The sequence below is a fragment of the Enterobacter sp. NFIX59 genome (assembly GCF_900113755.1).
GTDB classification, from domain to species: Bacteria; Pseudomonadota; Gammaproteobacteria; order Enterobacterales; family Enterobacteriaceae; genus Enterobacter; species Enterobacter pseudoroggenkampii.
The window spans coordinates 1-16363 of record NZ_FOQN01000005.1 but is presented as its reverse complement, the minus strand read 5'-3'; the positions used below and the strand labels follow the sequence as shown (position 1 = coordinate 16363).

The 16363-nt window shown below is 55.2% G+C and carries 12 protein-coding genes; 9 read left to right on the top strand and 3 right to left on the bottom strand.

Going from position 1 to position 16363, the window contains the following annotated elements; translation table 11 throughout:
* Window positions 1-4: 4 nt before the first annotated feature.
* On the bottom strand, window positions 5-2677 hold the full coding sequence (gene rcsD / locus BM007_RS16690; RefSeq protein WP_090419925.1) for a phosphotransferase RcsD: 2673 nt from the start codon (window positions 2675-2677) through the stop codon (window positions 5-7).
* Window positions 2678-3419: 742 nt separating this feature from the next.
* Between rcsD and BM007_RS16685 the strand changes: the two genes are divergently transcribed.
* The 6 genes from BM007_RS16685 to mgtE all read left to right on the top strand — a co-directional run bounded on the left by BM007_RS16685 (window position 3420) and on the right by mgtE (window position 10787).
* Entirely contained in the window at window positions 3420-4532 is a 1113-nt protein-coding gene (locus tag BM007_RS16685) for a porin OmpC (protein ID WP_024908199.1), read from the top strand.
* Window positions 4533-4646: 114 nt separating this feature from the next.
* On the top strand, window positions 4647-5702 hold the full coding sequence (apbE, locus tag BM007_RS16680) for an FAD:protein FMN transferase ApbE (RefSeq protein WP_032646590.1): 1056 nt from the start codon (window positions 4647-4649) through the stop codon (window positions 5700-5702).
* 72 nt (window positions 5703-5774) lie between these two features.
* Window positions 5775-6833 carry a bifunctional DNA-binding transcriptional regulator/O6-methylguanine-DNA methyltransferase Ada gene (gene ada, locus BM007_RS16675; protein WP_090419922.1) on the top strand — a complete coding sequence of 353 codons (1059 nt, stop codon included), beginning with the start codon at window positions 5775-5777 and terminating at the stop codon, window positions 6831-6833.
* A complete protein-coding gene (gene alkB / locus BM007_RS16670; protein WP_090419919.1) occupies window positions 6833-7489 on the top strand; it encodes a DNA oxidative demethylase AlkB in 657 nt (218 codons plus the stop codon). Before ada ends, alkB begins: the two co-directional genes overlap by 1 nt.
* A gap of 69 nt (window positions 7490-7558) precedes the next feature.
* Window positions 7559-9202, top strand: coding sequence for a multidrug ABC transporter permease/ATP-binding protein (locus tag BM007_RS16665; protein WP_090420248.1), 1644 nt, complete (start codon window positions 7559-7561; stop codon window positions 9200-9202).
* 148 nt (window positions 9203-9350) lie between these two features.
* Entirely contained in the window at window positions 9351-10787 is a 1437-nt protein-coding gene (gene mgtE, locus BM007_RS16660; RefSeq protein ID WP_090419915.1) for a magnesium transporter, read from the top strand.
* On the opposite strand, the gene BM007_RS16655 is transcribed toward mgtE, so the two are convergent.
* Window positions 10750-12039, bottom strand: coding sequence for a SulP family inorganic anion transporter (locus tag BM007_RS16655; protein ID WP_090419912.1), 1290 nt, complete (start codon window positions 12037-12039; stop codon window positions 10750-10752). The two genes, mgtE and BM007_RS16655, sit on opposite strands and share 38 nt — an antisense overlap.
* Window positions 12040-12226: 187 nt before the next feature.
* Here BM007_RS16655 and mqo point away from each other — a divergent pair, with 187 nt between their 5' ends.
* On the top strand, window positions 12227-13876 hold the full coding sequence (mqo, locus tag BM007_RS16650; protein WP_024908193.1) for a malate dehydrogenase (quinone): 1650 nt from the start codon (window positions 12227-12229) through the stop codon (window positions 13874-13876).
* Between the two features lie 89 nt (window positions 13877-13965).
* Here mqo and eco read toward each other — a convergent pair whose 3' ends face one another.
* The gene (gene eco, locus BM007_RS16645; protein WP_090419909.1) at window positions 13966-14469 is read right to left on the bottom strand and encodes a serine protease inhibitor ecotin; all 504 of its coding nucleotides are present in this window, start codon (window positions 14467-14469) and stop codon (window positions 13966-13968) included.
* A gap of 209 nt (window positions 14470-14678) precedes the next feature.
* Here eco and BM007_RS16640 point away from each other — a divergent pair, with 209 nt between their 5' ends.
* A complete protein-coding gene (locus tag BM007_RS16640; protein WP_008500962.1) occupies window positions 14679-14939 on the top strand; it encodes a DUF2534 family protein in 261 nt (86 codons plus the stop codon).
* 125 nt (window positions 14940-15064) lie between these two features.
* Window positions 15065-16252 carry an MFS transporter gene (locus BM007_RS16635; RefSeq protein WP_090419906.1) on the top strand — a complete coding sequence of 396 codons (1188 nt, stop codon included), beginning with the start codon at window positions 15065-15067 and terminating at the stop codon, window positions 16250-16252.
* Window positions 16253-16363: the final 111 nt, after the last annotated feature.

The window sequence follows — 16363 nt, the reverse complement described above, 5'->3', positions numbered from 1 at the left end:
CTTGCTACAGCAAGCTTTTGACGTAGGCGTCAATGTCGCTGATGTATTTTTCAATGCCAGAGGCATCTTTCTCACGAATTAGATGTTCCAGCGTTTCACATAACTGCTTGCCGGGAACCAGATTAAGCATGGCAAACACCCCTTTAAGCCGGTGTGCTGTCTGTGCCAGCGCTGCAAAATCATTCGCAGCGGACTCAGTATACAACCGCTTAACATCATCTGGTACTGTATCAACAAAGAGTGAATAGTATCCGCTGGCGTGAAGCTCGGCATTTTCATTGCCGCCTAACGGGGATTCCGCTATCTCTTCCTGCGCCAGCTGCTCTTCTATTAGTTGTAGTACAGCTTCCTGCATCGCATTGCTTATATTAAAGTTGACGCGCAGTTGGCCAGGGCCGATTTTCCGCACGCCTGACTCATCATCGCTTAAAAGCAAGCCGGAGGCAGTAAGATTAGACGGATTATCAGTTAAAAACAGATCAAATTCTTGACTTGCAAGTCTTTCATCCGGCGTGATGCAGGCCGCACCCCAGTTTTCTAACTGGCGAACGACAATATTGCGGATCTCGTTCGAGGTCACATCAACCATCACCACGACATCATCCAGCAGACGTTCTTCATCTTCTTCCTGCGGATTGGCCGCCATTTTCACGTGCAGAGAATAACGGGTGCCGAGGGATTCACGGGCTTTGATATTCAGATGGCCGCCGAGCTTACGCGCCAGCTGATCGCACAGCCAGAAGGTCAGGGCATTGGCCTTGCCGTAGCGATCGCTTTGCGTGTCATTCAGGAACGGGAAGTGCAGATTATCAATTTCACTCGTGGTGACGCCTTCCCCGGTGTCCAGGATGCGGAACGTCAGGCGGTCTTCTGCTGACTCCTCAGTGCCAACTTCGAGGGTGATCTTGCCAATCTGCGTGGTGGTCACAGCGTACTGAATAATCATCAGCAGAATACGCCGCAGCGCTTCACGATCGCCGTGGCGTTCGTCATTCGCAGGGAGATTGTTATTGATCAGCAGCTGCAACCCTTTGCGCTTAATGACGGGCAGCACTTCCGGCACCACTTCATCGATCAGTTCCTGAATGGAGAAGAGGGTTGGGGTTCCCTTCCAGAAATCATTCTCCAGCATGTTCGCCAGCTGGATCTCATCAACCATTCTGACCAGCGAATCGGCCTGGCAGGCAAGCTGGTGGCTTTCAGCGGTGTTTAACGCCGCCGCCTGGGTCGCCAGCGTTTTTAACGGCTGCTTGAAGGCATCGCCAATGTTCTGCATGAATGCGGCGCGCCCCTGCTGGTTTTTCTCATACAGTCTTTGTGCCTGCTTGAGCTTTTTATTGACCAGCACTTCGCGATCCTGGTCGCGAATAATGAAGATTTGCGTGCGGGGAGCCACCTGGCTGCGGAACTGACGGATTTCGTACAGTTCATTGTTGATGGTGGCCTGAATCACTCCCTGATGCTGATCCGCCATGGTGGTGATGTTCTGCAGGTTAAGATGCGGCAGCAGATGGTCGGCAATTTTGTTGCTCATCACCGTACGATTCGCCTCCTGGTCGTGAACTAAGACCCCAAGCGGCAGCACGGAAACAATCTCTTCATTCAGTGCACGCAATACGCGCAGCTCATTGCTGGTGCCGGCCGGAACCGCAGAGGCGTCGCTCTGACGACCCGACTGGAAACGGAAGGTGCTGTAGCCAAACAGCGCCAGCGCCAGCAGACCGATATTTAACAGCAGAGGCAGCAGGATATTTTGCAGGGTATCGAGCAACAGCGTGCCAAACGGCACCTGCCACACCAGACGCATACCGGTTGAATTCAATGATGAGGCAATTTCGATTTTCGAGCCGTTAAAGGAGATCGATACGCTCTCTGCGGCCTCTTTGTCAGACGCCGCCCGCATGTTCTGGGTGCTGCTGTCGGGCTCCAGACGGAAGCTGTCGAGCGGCATGTCCGGCGGGATTAAATCATTAATCGGTAAATCGAAGGCCACCACCGTCGCCAGGTGTCCTGGCTGGTTGAACGTGGTGCGCAGGGTAAAATAATGACCGTTTTGCCAGGCCAGACGACGCAGGGAAGAGAAGCTCTCACGTTCATCAAGGGCATTCGCCTGCTGCAGCATCTCTGCCCGGCGGGAATCGACGATGCTGCCCACGGTGGTCTCTTTAAACCCGGAAGAGAGATCTTTTAATGGCAGCGTGGAGATCAGGATCATGCTGTTGTCCTGACCGTTCAGATAGTACATCGACCATGGCACCGTTTCGGCACCCCAGAGAGTATCCAGATAGGTCGAAATACGCTGCGTCATCTCAAGCGTCGCGCTGTCGTGAGAGCCAAAAATAAGCGCCTCGGTCTTACGCTGCGGTTTTTCGAGATAGTAGACATCCTGCTTAAGCCGTGTCTCCTGAAGTCCATCTCCGGACGAGGAGGCCGGGGCGGCCGCGATATTGTCGTAAATCTGCCAGGTGGCGTAGCGCCAGGTATCGATGCGCTTATGCACGGCATGGGTGATATCGACGACCTGATAGCTCTTATCCTTCAGCCAGGCGTTAACCGCGCTTTGTACCATCACCCCCATGGTCACTAACAGCACAACGATCAGAAGAAGAAAGAAACGGGTGATGCTCCCGGGAAGGAGGGAAAATTTGCTCGGGGCGGTAGTTTCAGTCTGACTCATTGATATCTTTAACCCGTCATGGTCATGCTCTGTGGCGATAGGGCAGTATAAAGGGTAATAACTGAATTTCCAGCGCCACTGCCCGGGAAGAGTCGACTTTTTCAACGGACAATATCGGCGGCAGGTGGCGCACTAAACATGTACAAACACGCCGTGCGCGTACAAATAATAAGTGCGCTTAGCCAGCAAATAGCACGAATTAACAAGAAATTAAGTTTTACATCAATATTTCGCCAGCGAAGGATAGCGGTGAGGATTTAGTTAATAGTCGTTACAGTTTCGGTGCGGTAGCACAAAAAATCAGAAGTTACGTAAAGAAAGGTAAAAAAAAACCGAATGCGAAGCATTCGGCTCAATTAGGGATAAACAGACATTCAAAACTGAATGACGGTAATAAATAAAGTTAATGATGATAGCGAGAGATATTTTAGAGATTAGGCGCGATCTTGTTTTGTCATTCAGTGCTGTAACGATTTTTATTATAACTACTTGATTTTTATGTGTGTTATTTTTCTTTTGATTATAAGTGCTAAATTTCTAAGCTATTTGTGCTTTGTAAAAGTTCCTTGATATTTACATTTTGAAACATGTTCATAGATAAATGAAACATCTTCAAAGTTTTCGTATCATATTCGCATTGGATTATTCTGTGATTTTGCGGAGAATGAAATTGCCGACTGGTTAATGAGGGTTAACCAGTAAGCAGTGGCAATTATAAGGCATATAACAGAGGGTTAATAAAATGAAAGTTAAAGTACTGTCCCTCCTGGTACCAGCACTCCTGGTGGCAGGCGCAGCAAATGCGGCCGAAATTTATAACAAAGATGGCAACAAATTAGATCTGTACGGTAAAGTTGATGGTCTGCACTATTTCTCTGACGACAAGGGTAACGACGGCGACAAGACCTATATGCGTCTTGGCTTCAAAGGCGAAACTCAGGTTAACGATCAGCTGACCGGTTACGGCCAGTGGGAATACCAGATTCAGGGCAACACCACTGAAGGTGACAATCAGTCCTGGACGCGTGTGGCGTTCGCGGGTCTGAAATTCGCTGAGGCGGGTTCTTTCGATTACGGTCGTAACTACGGCGTAATCTACGACGTAACTTCCTGGACTGACGTTCTGCCAGAATTTGGCGGCGATACCTACGGCGCTGACAACTTCCTGCAGCAACGTGCTAACGGCGTCGCGACCTACCGTAACCAGGACTTCTTTGGTCTGGTGGACGGCCTGAACTTTGCTCTGCAGTATCAGGGCAAAAACGGCAGCGTAGAGGGTGAAAACACTAACGGTCGCAGCCTGCTGAACCAGAACGGCGACGGCTACGGTGCATCCGTGACCTATAACCTGGGCGAAGGCTTCAGCGTGGGTGGTGCGATGTCCTCCTCCAAACGTACCGCCGACCAGAATGCAGCTGGCGTATACGGTAATGGCGATCACGCAGAAGTCTATTCTGGTGGCCTGAAATACGATGCCAACAACATCTATCTGGCAGCGCAGTACTCTCAGACCTACAACGCAACCCGTTTCGGTACTTCTAACGGCAGCAACCCGACTACCGCTTACGGCTTCGCTAACAAAGCGCAGAACTTCGAAGTGGTTGCTCAGTACCAGTTCGACTTCGGTCTGCGTCCATCCGTGGCTTACCTGCAGTCTAAAGGCAAAGACATCGAAGGTTACGGCGATCAGGATCTGCTGAAATATGTTGATGTGGGTGCGACTTACTACTTCAACAAAAACATGTCCACCTATGTTGATTACAAAATCAACCTGGTTGATGAAAATGAATTTACCCGTCAGGCGGGTATCGGTACTGACGATATCGTCGCGCTGGGCCTGGTTTACCAGTTCTAATCGCGTCATCGTGTGACGTAAGGGGCCTGATGGCCCCTTTTTTGTGCCTCTCTGATTCTCACAACTCACCCGTTTTGGTGTACTCTTGCCGCCCTGGCATGAGGATAATAATGAATGGACATGACTTTTTTACGCGCCAGCTTTCTGGCTATGCTTTTTTTCCTGACCGCGTGTAACGATCCCACACCCGTGGCGAAAACCGACGCACCCGCCGCGACGGTGCTCGAAGGCAAAACGATGGGGACCTTCTGGCGCGTCAGCGTGATGAACCTCGATAAAACACGCACAGACGAACTTCGCGGCAAAATCCAGTCGCAGCTGGACGCCGACGATCAGCTGCTGTCGACCTATAAAAATGACTCGGCGCTGATGCGCTTTAACCTCTCAACCAGCACCTCCCTGTGGCCAGTGAGCGAGGCGATGGCCGATATCGTGACCGAGGCAATGCGCGTGGGTTACAAAACCAACGGGGCGATGGATGTGACCGTCGGACCGCTGGTAAACCTCTGGGGATTTGGTCCGAATAAACAGCCGGTGAAGACGCCCGAACAGGCTGCCATTGATGACGCCCGCGCCCGAACAGGGCTACAGCATCTGACGGTGATCAACCAGTACGGTCAGCAGTACCTGCAAAAAGATATCCCCGATCTGTTTGTCGATCTGTCGACGGTCGGGGAAGGCTATGCGGCGGATCATCTTGCTGCGCTGATGGCCCAGGAAGGAATTTCCCGTTATCTGGTCTCGGTGGGCGGCGCGTTGGTCAGCCGGGGTATGAACGCCAGCGATAAGCCGTGGCGCGTAGCGATTCAAAAACCAACCGATCGGCAAAATGCCGTGCAGGCGATAGTGGATATCAACGGACATGGCATCAGCACCTCCGGAAGCTATCGTAACTATTACGAGCTTGAGGGGAAGCGTATTTCGCACGTTATCGATCCGCAGACCGGGCGCCCCATCACGCATAACCTGGTCTCGGTGACGGTCATTGCCCCCACCGCGCTGGAAGCGGATGCCTGGGATACCGGATTAATGGTTCTCGGCCCGGAAAAAGCCAAAGAGGTGGTTCGTCAGGAAGGGCTGGCGGTTTATATGATCACCAAAGAGGGCGACGGGTTCAAAACCTGGAGCTCGCCGCAGTTCAACAGTTTCCTGGTCAGCGACAAAAATTAAAAAGCAAGGTTGCGGGTTTTTTATCAGTGGCGCTCAGGCACGCTCTATGTATGCTTGTAAGAGGAGCCGATAATGAGAAACTCAACCTTTATTACCGATGAGGATCGCTGGCAGGCCGTGCTGGCCCGCGATCCGATCGCTGACGATCAGTTTGTCTTCGCCGTGCAGACCACGGGTATTTTCTGCCGCCCGTCATGCCGTGCCCGCCACGCGCTGCGTAAAAATGTCCGCTTTTATCCTGATGCCCATCATGCCGTACAGGCAGGCTTTCGTCCGTGCAAGCGCTGCATGCCGGACAAACTCGATCCGCAGGCGCAGAAGCTGGCGAAAGTGGAACAGGCCTGCCGTCTTCTGGAGCAGGATCCTGCGCTAACCCTGGAGGGGTTGGCGCAGAAGGTTGCCATGAGTCCTTTCCATTTCCACCGTCTGTTTAAGGCCGTGACCGGCATGACGCCAAAAGCCTGGCAGCAGGCGGCGCGGGGCCAACGCCTGCGCGCCGCGCTTGCGCAGGGAGACAAAATTACCGACGCCGTGCTGGCGGCGGGGTTTCCCGACAGCAGCAGCTATTATCGTAAAGCCAACGATGCGCTGGGCATGACGGCGAAGCAGTACCGTAAAGGAGAGGTGGCCGTGCGGTATGCCATCGATGACTGTTCGTTAGGACGCTGTCTGGTCGCCGAAAGCGAGCGGGGGATCTGCGCGATTCTGCTGGGTGACACCGATGCGGAAGTCACCGCAGAGCTTGCCACGCAATTTCCAAAAGCTACGCACGCGCCGCTGGACGACGCCTTTGTGCAGCGGATCCACCAGGTGATTGCCAGTATTGATAACCGCGATATACCGCTTGCACTGCCGCTGGATATTCGCGGAACCACGTTCCAGCAGCGCGTCTGGCAGGCCCTTCGCAACATTCCCAGCGGCGAAACGGCAAGTTACCAGCAGGTGGCGCAGGCGATTGGCCAGCCCAGTGCGGTACGCGCCGTAGCAGGCGCCTGTGCGGCAAACACGCTGGCGATTGTGATCCCCTGTCATCGGGTGGTTCGTAATGACGGTGCGCTGTCGGGCTACCGCTGGGGGACGGCGCGAAAAGCGCTATTACTGAAACGTGAGGCGAAACGCCAGGAGGGATAATGCTCGATCTTTTTGCGGATGCTGAACCCTGGCAGGAGCCGCTTGCGCCGGGGGCAGCGATCCTGCGCCGCTTTGCACTCTCCCGTGCGGCGGCGCTGCTTGCCGGTATCGACGAGGTGACGGCGGTTTCGCCGTTTCGCCATATGGTGACGCCGGGCGGCTACACCATGTCGGTGGCCATGGCCAACTGCGGGGAACTGGGCTGGGCGACGAACGAGCGGGGCTATCTGTATGCCCCGCACGACCCCACGACCGGCCAGCCGTGGCCCCCGATGCCTGCCGTTTTTCAGGCTCTCTGCCACGAGGCTGCCGTGGCGGCGGATTATCCTGACTTTCGCCCTGATGCCTGTCTGATTAACCGCTACGCCGTCGGTGCGAAGCTCTCGCTGCATCAGGACAAGGATGAGCCCGATCTGCGCGCGCCTATCGTCTCTGTATCGTTAGGTCTGCCCGCCGTCTTCCAGTTCGGGGGATTACGCCGCAACGATCCGCTCAAACGCATCATGCTGGAACATGGCGATGTGGTGGTGTGGGGCAGGGAATCTCGGCTTTATTATCACGGCATTCAGCCGCTGAAACCCGGGATCCACCCCCTCACGGGCGAGTACCGTTATAACCTGACCTTCCGTCAGGCGGGGATGCGTAAACAAAAATAAGAATTATTCTTGATGTACGCGCCTGGCAGTTTACACTGCTGGCTGATTTTTATTGTCCGGATTGCCTGCATGCAACTACTTCTCCTTGTCTGGCGTCAGTATCGCTGGCCCTTCATTGCCGTAATGGCGTTAAGCCTTGCCAGCGCCGCGCTGGGTATTGGCCTGATCGCGTTCATTAACGTGCGGTTGATTGAAATGGTCGACACCTCGCTCTCCGTATTGCCGGAGTTTCTCGGTCTGCTGCTCCTGTTGATGGCGGTTACGCTCGGTTCCCAGCTTGCGCTGACCGCGCTTGGGCACCATTTCGTTTTCCGTTTGCGCAGTGAGTTTATCAAGCGGATCCTGGACACCCAGATAGAGCGCGTTGAGCAGCTCGGGAGCGCTTCCCTGCTGGCGGGGCTGACCAGCGACGTGCGCGCCATTACCATCGCGTTCGTTCGTCTGCCGGAGCTGGTGCAGGGGATCATTCTGACCTTTGGATCGGCCGCTTATCTCGCCTGGCTCTCCAGCAAAATGCTGGCGGTGACCGCGCTGTGGATTGCCATCACCATCTGGGGCGGCTTTGTGCTGGTGTCGCGCGTCTACAAACACATGGCGGTGCTGCGTGAAACCGAAGATAAGCTCTATAACGATTACCAGACGGTACTGGAAGGGCGCAAAGAGCTCACCCTGAACCGCGAGCGCGCCGAGTATATCTTTAACCATCTCTATATCCCGGACGCGCGCGAATATCGTCATCATATTATTCGCGCCGATACCTTCCACCTGAGTGCGGTGAACTGGTCAAACATCATGATGCTGGGTGCCATTGGCCTGGTATTCTGGATGGCGAACAGCCTGGGCTGGGCGGACACCAACGTCGCGGCAACCTACTCGCTGACGCTGCTGTTTTTGCGCACGCCGCTGCTCTCGGCGGTCGGCGCGTTGCCCACCTTGCTGAGTGCGCAGGTGGCCTTTAATAAGCTCAAAAAATTCGATCTCGCGCCGTTTAAGGCCGAATTTCCGCGCCCGCAGGCCTTCCCGAACTGGCAGACGCTGGAGCTGCGTAACGTCACGTTCCGCTATCAGGACAGCGCCTTCTCCGTGGGGCCAGTCAACCTGACAATCCGTCGCGGCGAGCTGCTGTTCCTGATCGGCGGCAACGGCAGCGGTAAATCGACGCTGGCGATGCTGCTTACCGGGCTTTATCAGCCGCAGTCGGGCGAGATTTTGCTGGATGGCAGAGCGTTGAGCGCGGAGAAACCCGAGGATTACCGCAAGCTTTTCTCGGCGGTGTTCACCGACGTCTGGCTGTTCGATCGGCTGCTGGGTCCGGAAGGGCAGCAGGCCAATCCTGCGCTGGTGGAAAAATGGCTGGCGCAGCTGCAGATGTCGCACAAGCTGGAGTTACAGGACGGGAAGATCCTCAATCTGAAGCTTTCCAAAGGGCAGAAAAAGCGCGTGGCGCTGCTGCTGGCGCTGGCGGAAGAGCGTGACATCATTCTGCTGGATGAGTGGGCGGCGGATCAGGACCCGCACTTCCGCCGCGAGTTTTATCAGGTGCTGCTGCCGCTGATGCAGGAGATGGGCAAAACCATTTTCGCCATCAGCCATGACGATCACTACTTCATTCATGCTGACCGCCTGCTGGAGATGCGCGACGGCAGGCTCAGCGAGCTGACCGGTGAAGAGCGCGATGCAGCCTCGCGTGACGCGGTGGCGCGTACGGCCTGAAGCCCTCACCCTAACCCTCTCCCTGTAGGAGAGGGGATAGATCGTGGCCGTAATGCCGCTTTTTTCTCCATCCCGCCCCGTTGTTTATTCTTATTTACATATCCCCGCGCTATGCTTAACCCCAACTCATTTAATGGATTTATGATTGATGTCGGTATTAAAGAAAAACAGCGCCAGACAGCGTGACCAGGAGCGCGCGCGACTCATCTGGCTTCTCACGACCGATAAAGCGGTCACCTCTACGCTATTAGGCAAACTGACCCTGGCTGAGCAATATGATGTCGGCACCCTGGCCGACGATATTGCTGAGGTAGGTGCGCTGGTTGCTCATTTACCCCCACCGGATCTGGCGGATACCCTGGAAGCGCTTCCCTCGGAAGAACGTCACGCCCTGTGGCGTCTGGTGCAGGATCACGAGCGCGGGCAGGTGCTGCTCGAGGCCTCTGAAAACGTCTGGGATGACCTGATCGACGAGATGAGCGACCGGGATATTCTTGACGCTCTGCAAACCCTGGATATCGACGAGCAGATTTACCTCGTTCAGCACCTGCCGCGCAACCTGACCGGTCGCCTGCTGGCATCACTGCCTGCCGATGAACGCGCGCGCGTGCGTCAGGTGATGCACTACGAGAAAAACAGCGTCGGCGCGATCATGGAGTTCGGCGTTATCACGGTGCGCCCGGACGTGACGCTGGGTACCGTGCAGCGCTACCTGCGTCGCCTGGGAAAAATGCCGGACAACACCGATAAACTGTTTGTCACCTCCCGGGATAAAACCCTGCTCGGCGAACTGGAGCTGAAAACCATCCTGCTCAACAGCACCCAGCGGAAGGTGAGCGAGGTGATGGAAAACGAGCCGATGGTCTTCTCCCCGGAAGACGATGCGGAGAAAGCGGCGCGTACCTTCGAACGTGATGACCTGGTGAGTGCCGCCGTTGTGGACTCCGTCGGCAAACTGATGGGGCGTCTGACCATCGATGAGATCGTTGATGTGGTCTACGAAGAAACCGACAACGATCTGCGTGCGCTCGGGGGGATCAGCGCCGAAGATGACGTCCATGCCTCCGTCGGCAAGGCGGTGAAAACCCGCTGGGCGTGGCTGGCCATTAACCTGTGTACCGCCTTTATCGCCTCCCGGGTGATTGACGGTTTTGAACACACCATTTCGCAGCTGGTGGCGCTGGCCTCGCTGATGCCGATTGTGGCCGGAATCGGCGGCAACACCGGAAACCAGACCATCACCATGATCGTCCGCGCGCTGGCGCTGGAAAATATTCAGCCCGGTAACTTCGCCTTTCTGATCTTCAGAGAGATGGGCGTGGCGCTGATCAACGGCCTGGTATGGGGCGGTATTATGGGCGGCATTACCTGGTGGCTGTATAACGATATGGCGCTGGGTGGGGTGATGATGCTGGCGATGGTGCTAAATCTGCTGGTGGCATCGATGATGGGGGTCATTATCCCGCTGACGATGACCAAACTGGGGCGCGACCCCGCGGTGGGGTCGAGCGTGATGATCACCGCCATCACCGATACCGGCGGTTTCTTTATTTTTCTTGGGCTGGCGACGATTTTTCTTCTTTAAGCCGACGCTTAATGCGGGCGGGGAGTAGCGCCATAACGATAATCCCGCCCAGCACGCCAATCGCCAGATTGCCGGTTGATACCGTGGCGGCAACGGTGACCAGCATGACGACCGTTTCTGCAATCGGGGCCGTTTTCAGCGTGGCGGGCTGAAGGCTGTGCCAGCTGAAGGTTTTGACGGCGACGATCGCCATAATGCCCGCCAGCACCGCCATCGGGATGTTGGCCATCACGTCGCTGAGTGCCGTGACCAGGATCAGCAGCACAATGCCCGCTGCAAGGGTTGAAATGCGGCTTCGGCCTTTTCCCATCTCCACGTTAACGATGGTTTGCCCAATCATCGCGCAGCCCGCAATACCACCGTAAAATCCGGCCAGAATATTACCCACGCCCAGCCCGATGCTCTCACGGCGCTTGCTCGACGGCGTTGCGGTCAGCTCATCCACCAGCTTTGCCGTCAGCAGGGATTCCAGCAGGCCGACAAAGGCGATGCTCAACGCGCACGGCCAGATAATGCTCAGCGTCTGTACATTGAGGGGGACCAGAAGTTCGGTAAGACCCGGTAAACCGCCGCTCATGGAGCCTTCATCGCCCACGGTCGGCAGGATTTGACCGGTTGAAACGGTGAACACGGTAAGCACAACAATCGCAATCAGCGGGGAAGGGATGCTTTTGAGATAGCGCGGCACCCACAGCACGATCAGCAGCGTCAGCACGAACAGGCCCACAATCAGCGGGCTTCGGCTCCAGAAATGCGGCACCTGAGCGAAGAAGATCAAAATGCCCAGGGCGTTAACAAACCCGGTCATGACCGACTGGGGAATAAAGCGCATCAGCCTTGCCATGCCCAGCACGCCAAACAGAATCTGAATTACGCCTGCCATCAGCACGGCGGGAAGAATATACTGTACGCCGTGCTGATGCACCATGGGCCCAATAACCAGCGCCACGGAACCGGCCGCGGCCGTGACCATCGCCGGACGACCGCCCAGCACGGACAGGGCAAGACACAGCACCACGGAGGCGATCAGGCTGACCTTCGGGTCAACGCCCGCCACCACCGAAAATGAGATGACCTCGGGGATCAGCGCCAGGGCGGTAATCACGCCCGCCAGCGTTTCACGCATCAGCTGCTTAGGGGAACGCAGTACGTTGGCTACGCGGTCTTCGGGGGATACGGCAGAATGGGGTAAGGACATAACAGTTCGCTGGTTAGGGCAGGCTTCCGTGCGCGCGATCACAAAACGCAACATACTAGCCAGTAAAACCGCGCTTTACCAGACGCATCGATAATTCCTCACAAACAATCCATCATTAAATTTCACAATTACAATAATTTCGTAACCTTTAAACAATATTTAAAAGTTGTTACCGTGCCCCCGCAGCTTTTTTCACCTGCAATTTCCACGCATCAAGCACTTTTACACTAAGGCATAAATTATGAAAAAAATGACTGCCATGCTCTTTTCTCTGGCCGTGGGGCTTAACACCGTCTCCATGGCGGCGAAAGCTGACGCACCAAAAGAGCAGGAAACGGACGTCCTTTTAATTGGTGGCGGTATCATGAGCGCCACGCTGGGAACCTATCTGCAAGAACTGCAGCCGGACTGGTCAATGACCATGGTCGAGCGCCTTGATGGCGTGGCGCAGGAGAGTTCGAACGGCTGGAACAACGCCGGTACCGGCCATTCGGCACTCATGGAACTGAACTATACGCCGCAGAAAAAGGACGGTTCCATTAGTATCGAGAAGGCGGTAGAGATCAACGAAGCATTCCAGGTTTCTCGCCAGTTCTGGTCTCATCAGGTCAACAGCGGCGTGATGCACGACCCGCACTCCTTCATCAACACCGTACCGCACATGAGCTTTGTGTGGGGTGAGCAGAACGTCAACTTCCTGCGCGCGCGCTACGCCGCTCTGCAGCAGAGCACGCTGTTCCGCGGGATGAAATATTCTGAAGACCACGCGCAGATTAAAGAGTGGGCTCCGCTGGTCATGGAAGGTCGTGACCCGAATCAGAAAGTGGCGGCGACCCGTACCGAAATTGGTACCGACGTTAACTACGGTGAAATTACCCGTCAGCTGGTGACGTCTCTGAAGAAAAAAGAGAACTTCAACCTGCAGCTCAGCACTGAAGTGCGTGGTTTCAAGCGCAACGCGGATAACAGCTGGAGCGTGACCGTTGCCGATCTGAAAAACAACGAAGCCGAGCACGTCATCAAGGCGAAGTTTGTCTTTATCGGTGCGGGCGGCGCGGCGCTGAAGCTGCTGCAGGAGTCCGGTATTCCGGAAGCTGACGACTACGCGGGCTTCCCGGTGGGCGGTCAGTTCCTGGTGTCCGATAACCCGGAAGTGGTGAACCGTCATCTGGCAAAAGTGTACGGTCAGGCCTCTGTTGGCGCACCGCCGATGTCTGTTCCGCACATCGATACCCGTATGCTTGACGGCAAACGCGTGGTGCTGTTTGGGCCGTTCGCGACCTTCTCCACGAAGTTCCTGAAAAACGGTTCCCTGTGGGACCTGCTCAGCGCAACCACCACCTCTAACGTCAAGCCGATGATGGACGTGGGTCTGGATAACTTCGACCTGGTGAAATACTTGATTAGCCAGGTGATGCTCTCTGACGACGATCGTTTCGAGGCGCTGAAAGAGTACTATCCGCAGGCGAAGAAAGAAGACTGGCGTCTGTGGCAGGCGGGTCAGCGCGTACAGATCATCAAGCGCGATCCGAAAGAGGGTGGCGTGCTGCGTCTGGGCACCGAAGTGGTGAGCGATAAGGACGGCACCATCGCCGCGCTGCTGGGTGCGTCACCGGGTGCGTCTACCGCTGCGCCAATCATGCTGCACCTGATGGAAAAAGTGTTTAAAGATAAAATCGCCAGCCCGGAATGGCAGGCGAAGCTGAAAACCATTATTCCATCCTATGGCACGAAGCTGAACGGCAACGTGAGCGCGACGGAGCAGGAGCTGGAATACACCAGCCGCGTACTGCAGCTGCAGTACATCAAACCGCAGGCTGCGGATGCTGCGCCAAAAGCGGAGCTGAAGCCTCAGCCGGAAAACAAACCGGTTGCGGATATCGCGCTGTAAGGTAAAAAAGCCGGGTGGCGCTGACGCCTACCCGGCCTATGTTCGGTGTTGTTTTGTAGGTCGGGTTAGGCGAAGCCGCCACCCGACTTTTAACGTACTACCGCTTGTCCGACAGTCTCTTCTCCCTTCCATACGCGATACTTCACTTCCACGTTTTCAGGCGCATAGACCACGATCGGCAACTTGCTGTTGTAGCGCAGCAGGCTATTGTCGCCCAGATACGCCGTCACAAATTTCTTCTCTTTCTTGCCATCCGGGCAGGCCATCATGGTGGAGACCGGCGAGGTGACTTTATCAAAGACGTAGTAGTCGTAACCCCAGCCTTCCAGCGTTTTGCTTTCCAGCTGACCACCCAGGCGATGCTGGTTGCAGTCCACTTCCAGCGTCTTGCCAATTAACAGCTCCACTTTGAAATTCGCTTCATCCTGCTGTGCCGGCAGCTGAATCACCTGACGCTTCATTCCTTTATCCGCTTTCGGATACGGGGCGACTTTTTCCAGCGGCTGCTCTTTAGGTGTTTCGCTGGCGAAAGCACTGGTGCTGACACACGCGGCGGCGATGAGTGCGATGGCAAATTTAGGTGCGTTTTTCATTGTCATTCCTTTATGTCAAAACGATCCTGCACAGGTTAACATATCAATTATGAATGATTGGTGTTATTTACTTACATTTTCAATATCAATAGCGTAATAAACCACATATTTGCCATTTATGTAGATGTTTGTACTGGCGTGGAGTCCGGCAGGCGTTTGTGTTATTTTAGATCCTCTATAATGTTATTCATCTGTAAAAGGGAAGAGAGATGGTTCGAGCAAAACTGAAAACGCCTGAAGGCCGCAAGTTCCTCCTGGCGCTGCTGGTCGTGTTTATGATTGCTGCCGCATGCGTGGGGCGGGCCACCATTGTTGGCGTCATCGAACAGTACAACATTCCTCTCTCTGCCTGGACAACCAGCATGTATGTCCTGCAATCGGCGATGATCTTCGTCTACAGTCTGGTGTTCACCGTTCTGCTGGCCATCCCGCTGGGCATTTTCTTCCTGGGCGGACGTGAGAAGCACTAAGCCTTCACCTCAGATAATGAAGCCAGCCTGCGGGCTGGCTTTTTTTATATCAGATGATTTTTATTCGCATTTCCAGGATATTCTGTTTCGAACAAGACTGTTCGACATAAAGCAGGAGATGCGCAATGTTATCCCGGTTTGCAACGCTCAGCCGGATCCCGAAAGGAGTCTGGGTTGTGGGCGGCGTCAGTATGCTGATGGATATCTCTTCGGAGATCATTCATAGCCTGCTGCCGTTGTTTATGGTTACGACGCTGGGAGCCAGCGTGATTTTCATTGGTTTGATTGAAGGCCTGGCTGAGGCCACGGCGCTGTTTATCAAGGTGTTTTCCGGCGCCATCAGTGACTATCTGGGCAAGCGTAAAGGGCTGGCTGTTCTGGGCTACGGTCTTGGCGCGTTGAGTAAACCGCTGTTCGCTATTGCCTCTTCCTCCGGCATGATCCTTGGGGCTCGCTTAATCGACCGGGTGGGGAAGGGGATCCGGGGAGCGCCGCGCGATGCGCTGGTCGCTGACGTTACGCCGCCGGAACTCCGCGGCGCGGCCTTTGGTTTGCGTCAGTCGATGGACACCATTGGCGCATTTCTCGGGCCGTTGCTGGCCGTAGGCTTAATGCTGCTGTGGAACGATGATTTTCGTACCATTTTCTGGATCGCGGTGATCCCCGGCGTGCTCGCCGTGGCGCTGCTTTTCTTCGGCCTGCATGAGCCGAAAACGCCCGTCGAACATAAACGCACGAACCCCATCAAAAAAGAGAACCTCAGGCGTCTCGGGAAAGGCTGCTGGTGGGTCATTGGCCTGGGGGCCATCTTCACGCTCGCACGTTTCAGTGAAGCATTTCTTGTGCTGCGCGCACAGCAGTCGGGGGTGCCGCTGGCGCTGATCCCGCTGGTGATGGTGGCCATGAATCTGCTCTATTTCCTCTCTGCCTATCCGTTTGGCAAGTTATCGGACGGGATGAGCCATACCCGATTACTTCAGTGGGGTCTGGTGATGCTGATTGGGGCAGATGTTGTGCTGGCGCTGAGCACCCACTGGGCTGGAATGCTTCTGGGCGTTGCGCTTTGGGGAGTGCATATGGGGATGACGCAGGGGCTGCTGGCGGCAATGATTGCGAAAACCGCGCCTGCGGATCTGCGCGGTACCGCCTACGGCATTTTTAGTCTGGTCAGCGGCGTGGGATTGTTAGTCGCCAGCCTGGGGGCAGGAGCCATCTGGGAGACGTTTGGCGCAGAATATACGTTCTATGCCGGAGCGGTGATTTGCCTGGTTACGCTGGTGTACCTGCGCAAAACGCCGGACGAGGCGAAATAAAAAAACCAGCCATAAAAGGCTGGTTTTCAATGTGTTTTTGGTCGGCACGAGAGGATTTGAACCTCCGACCCCCGACACCCCATGACACCGCAACTAAAGTGCTACAAACAG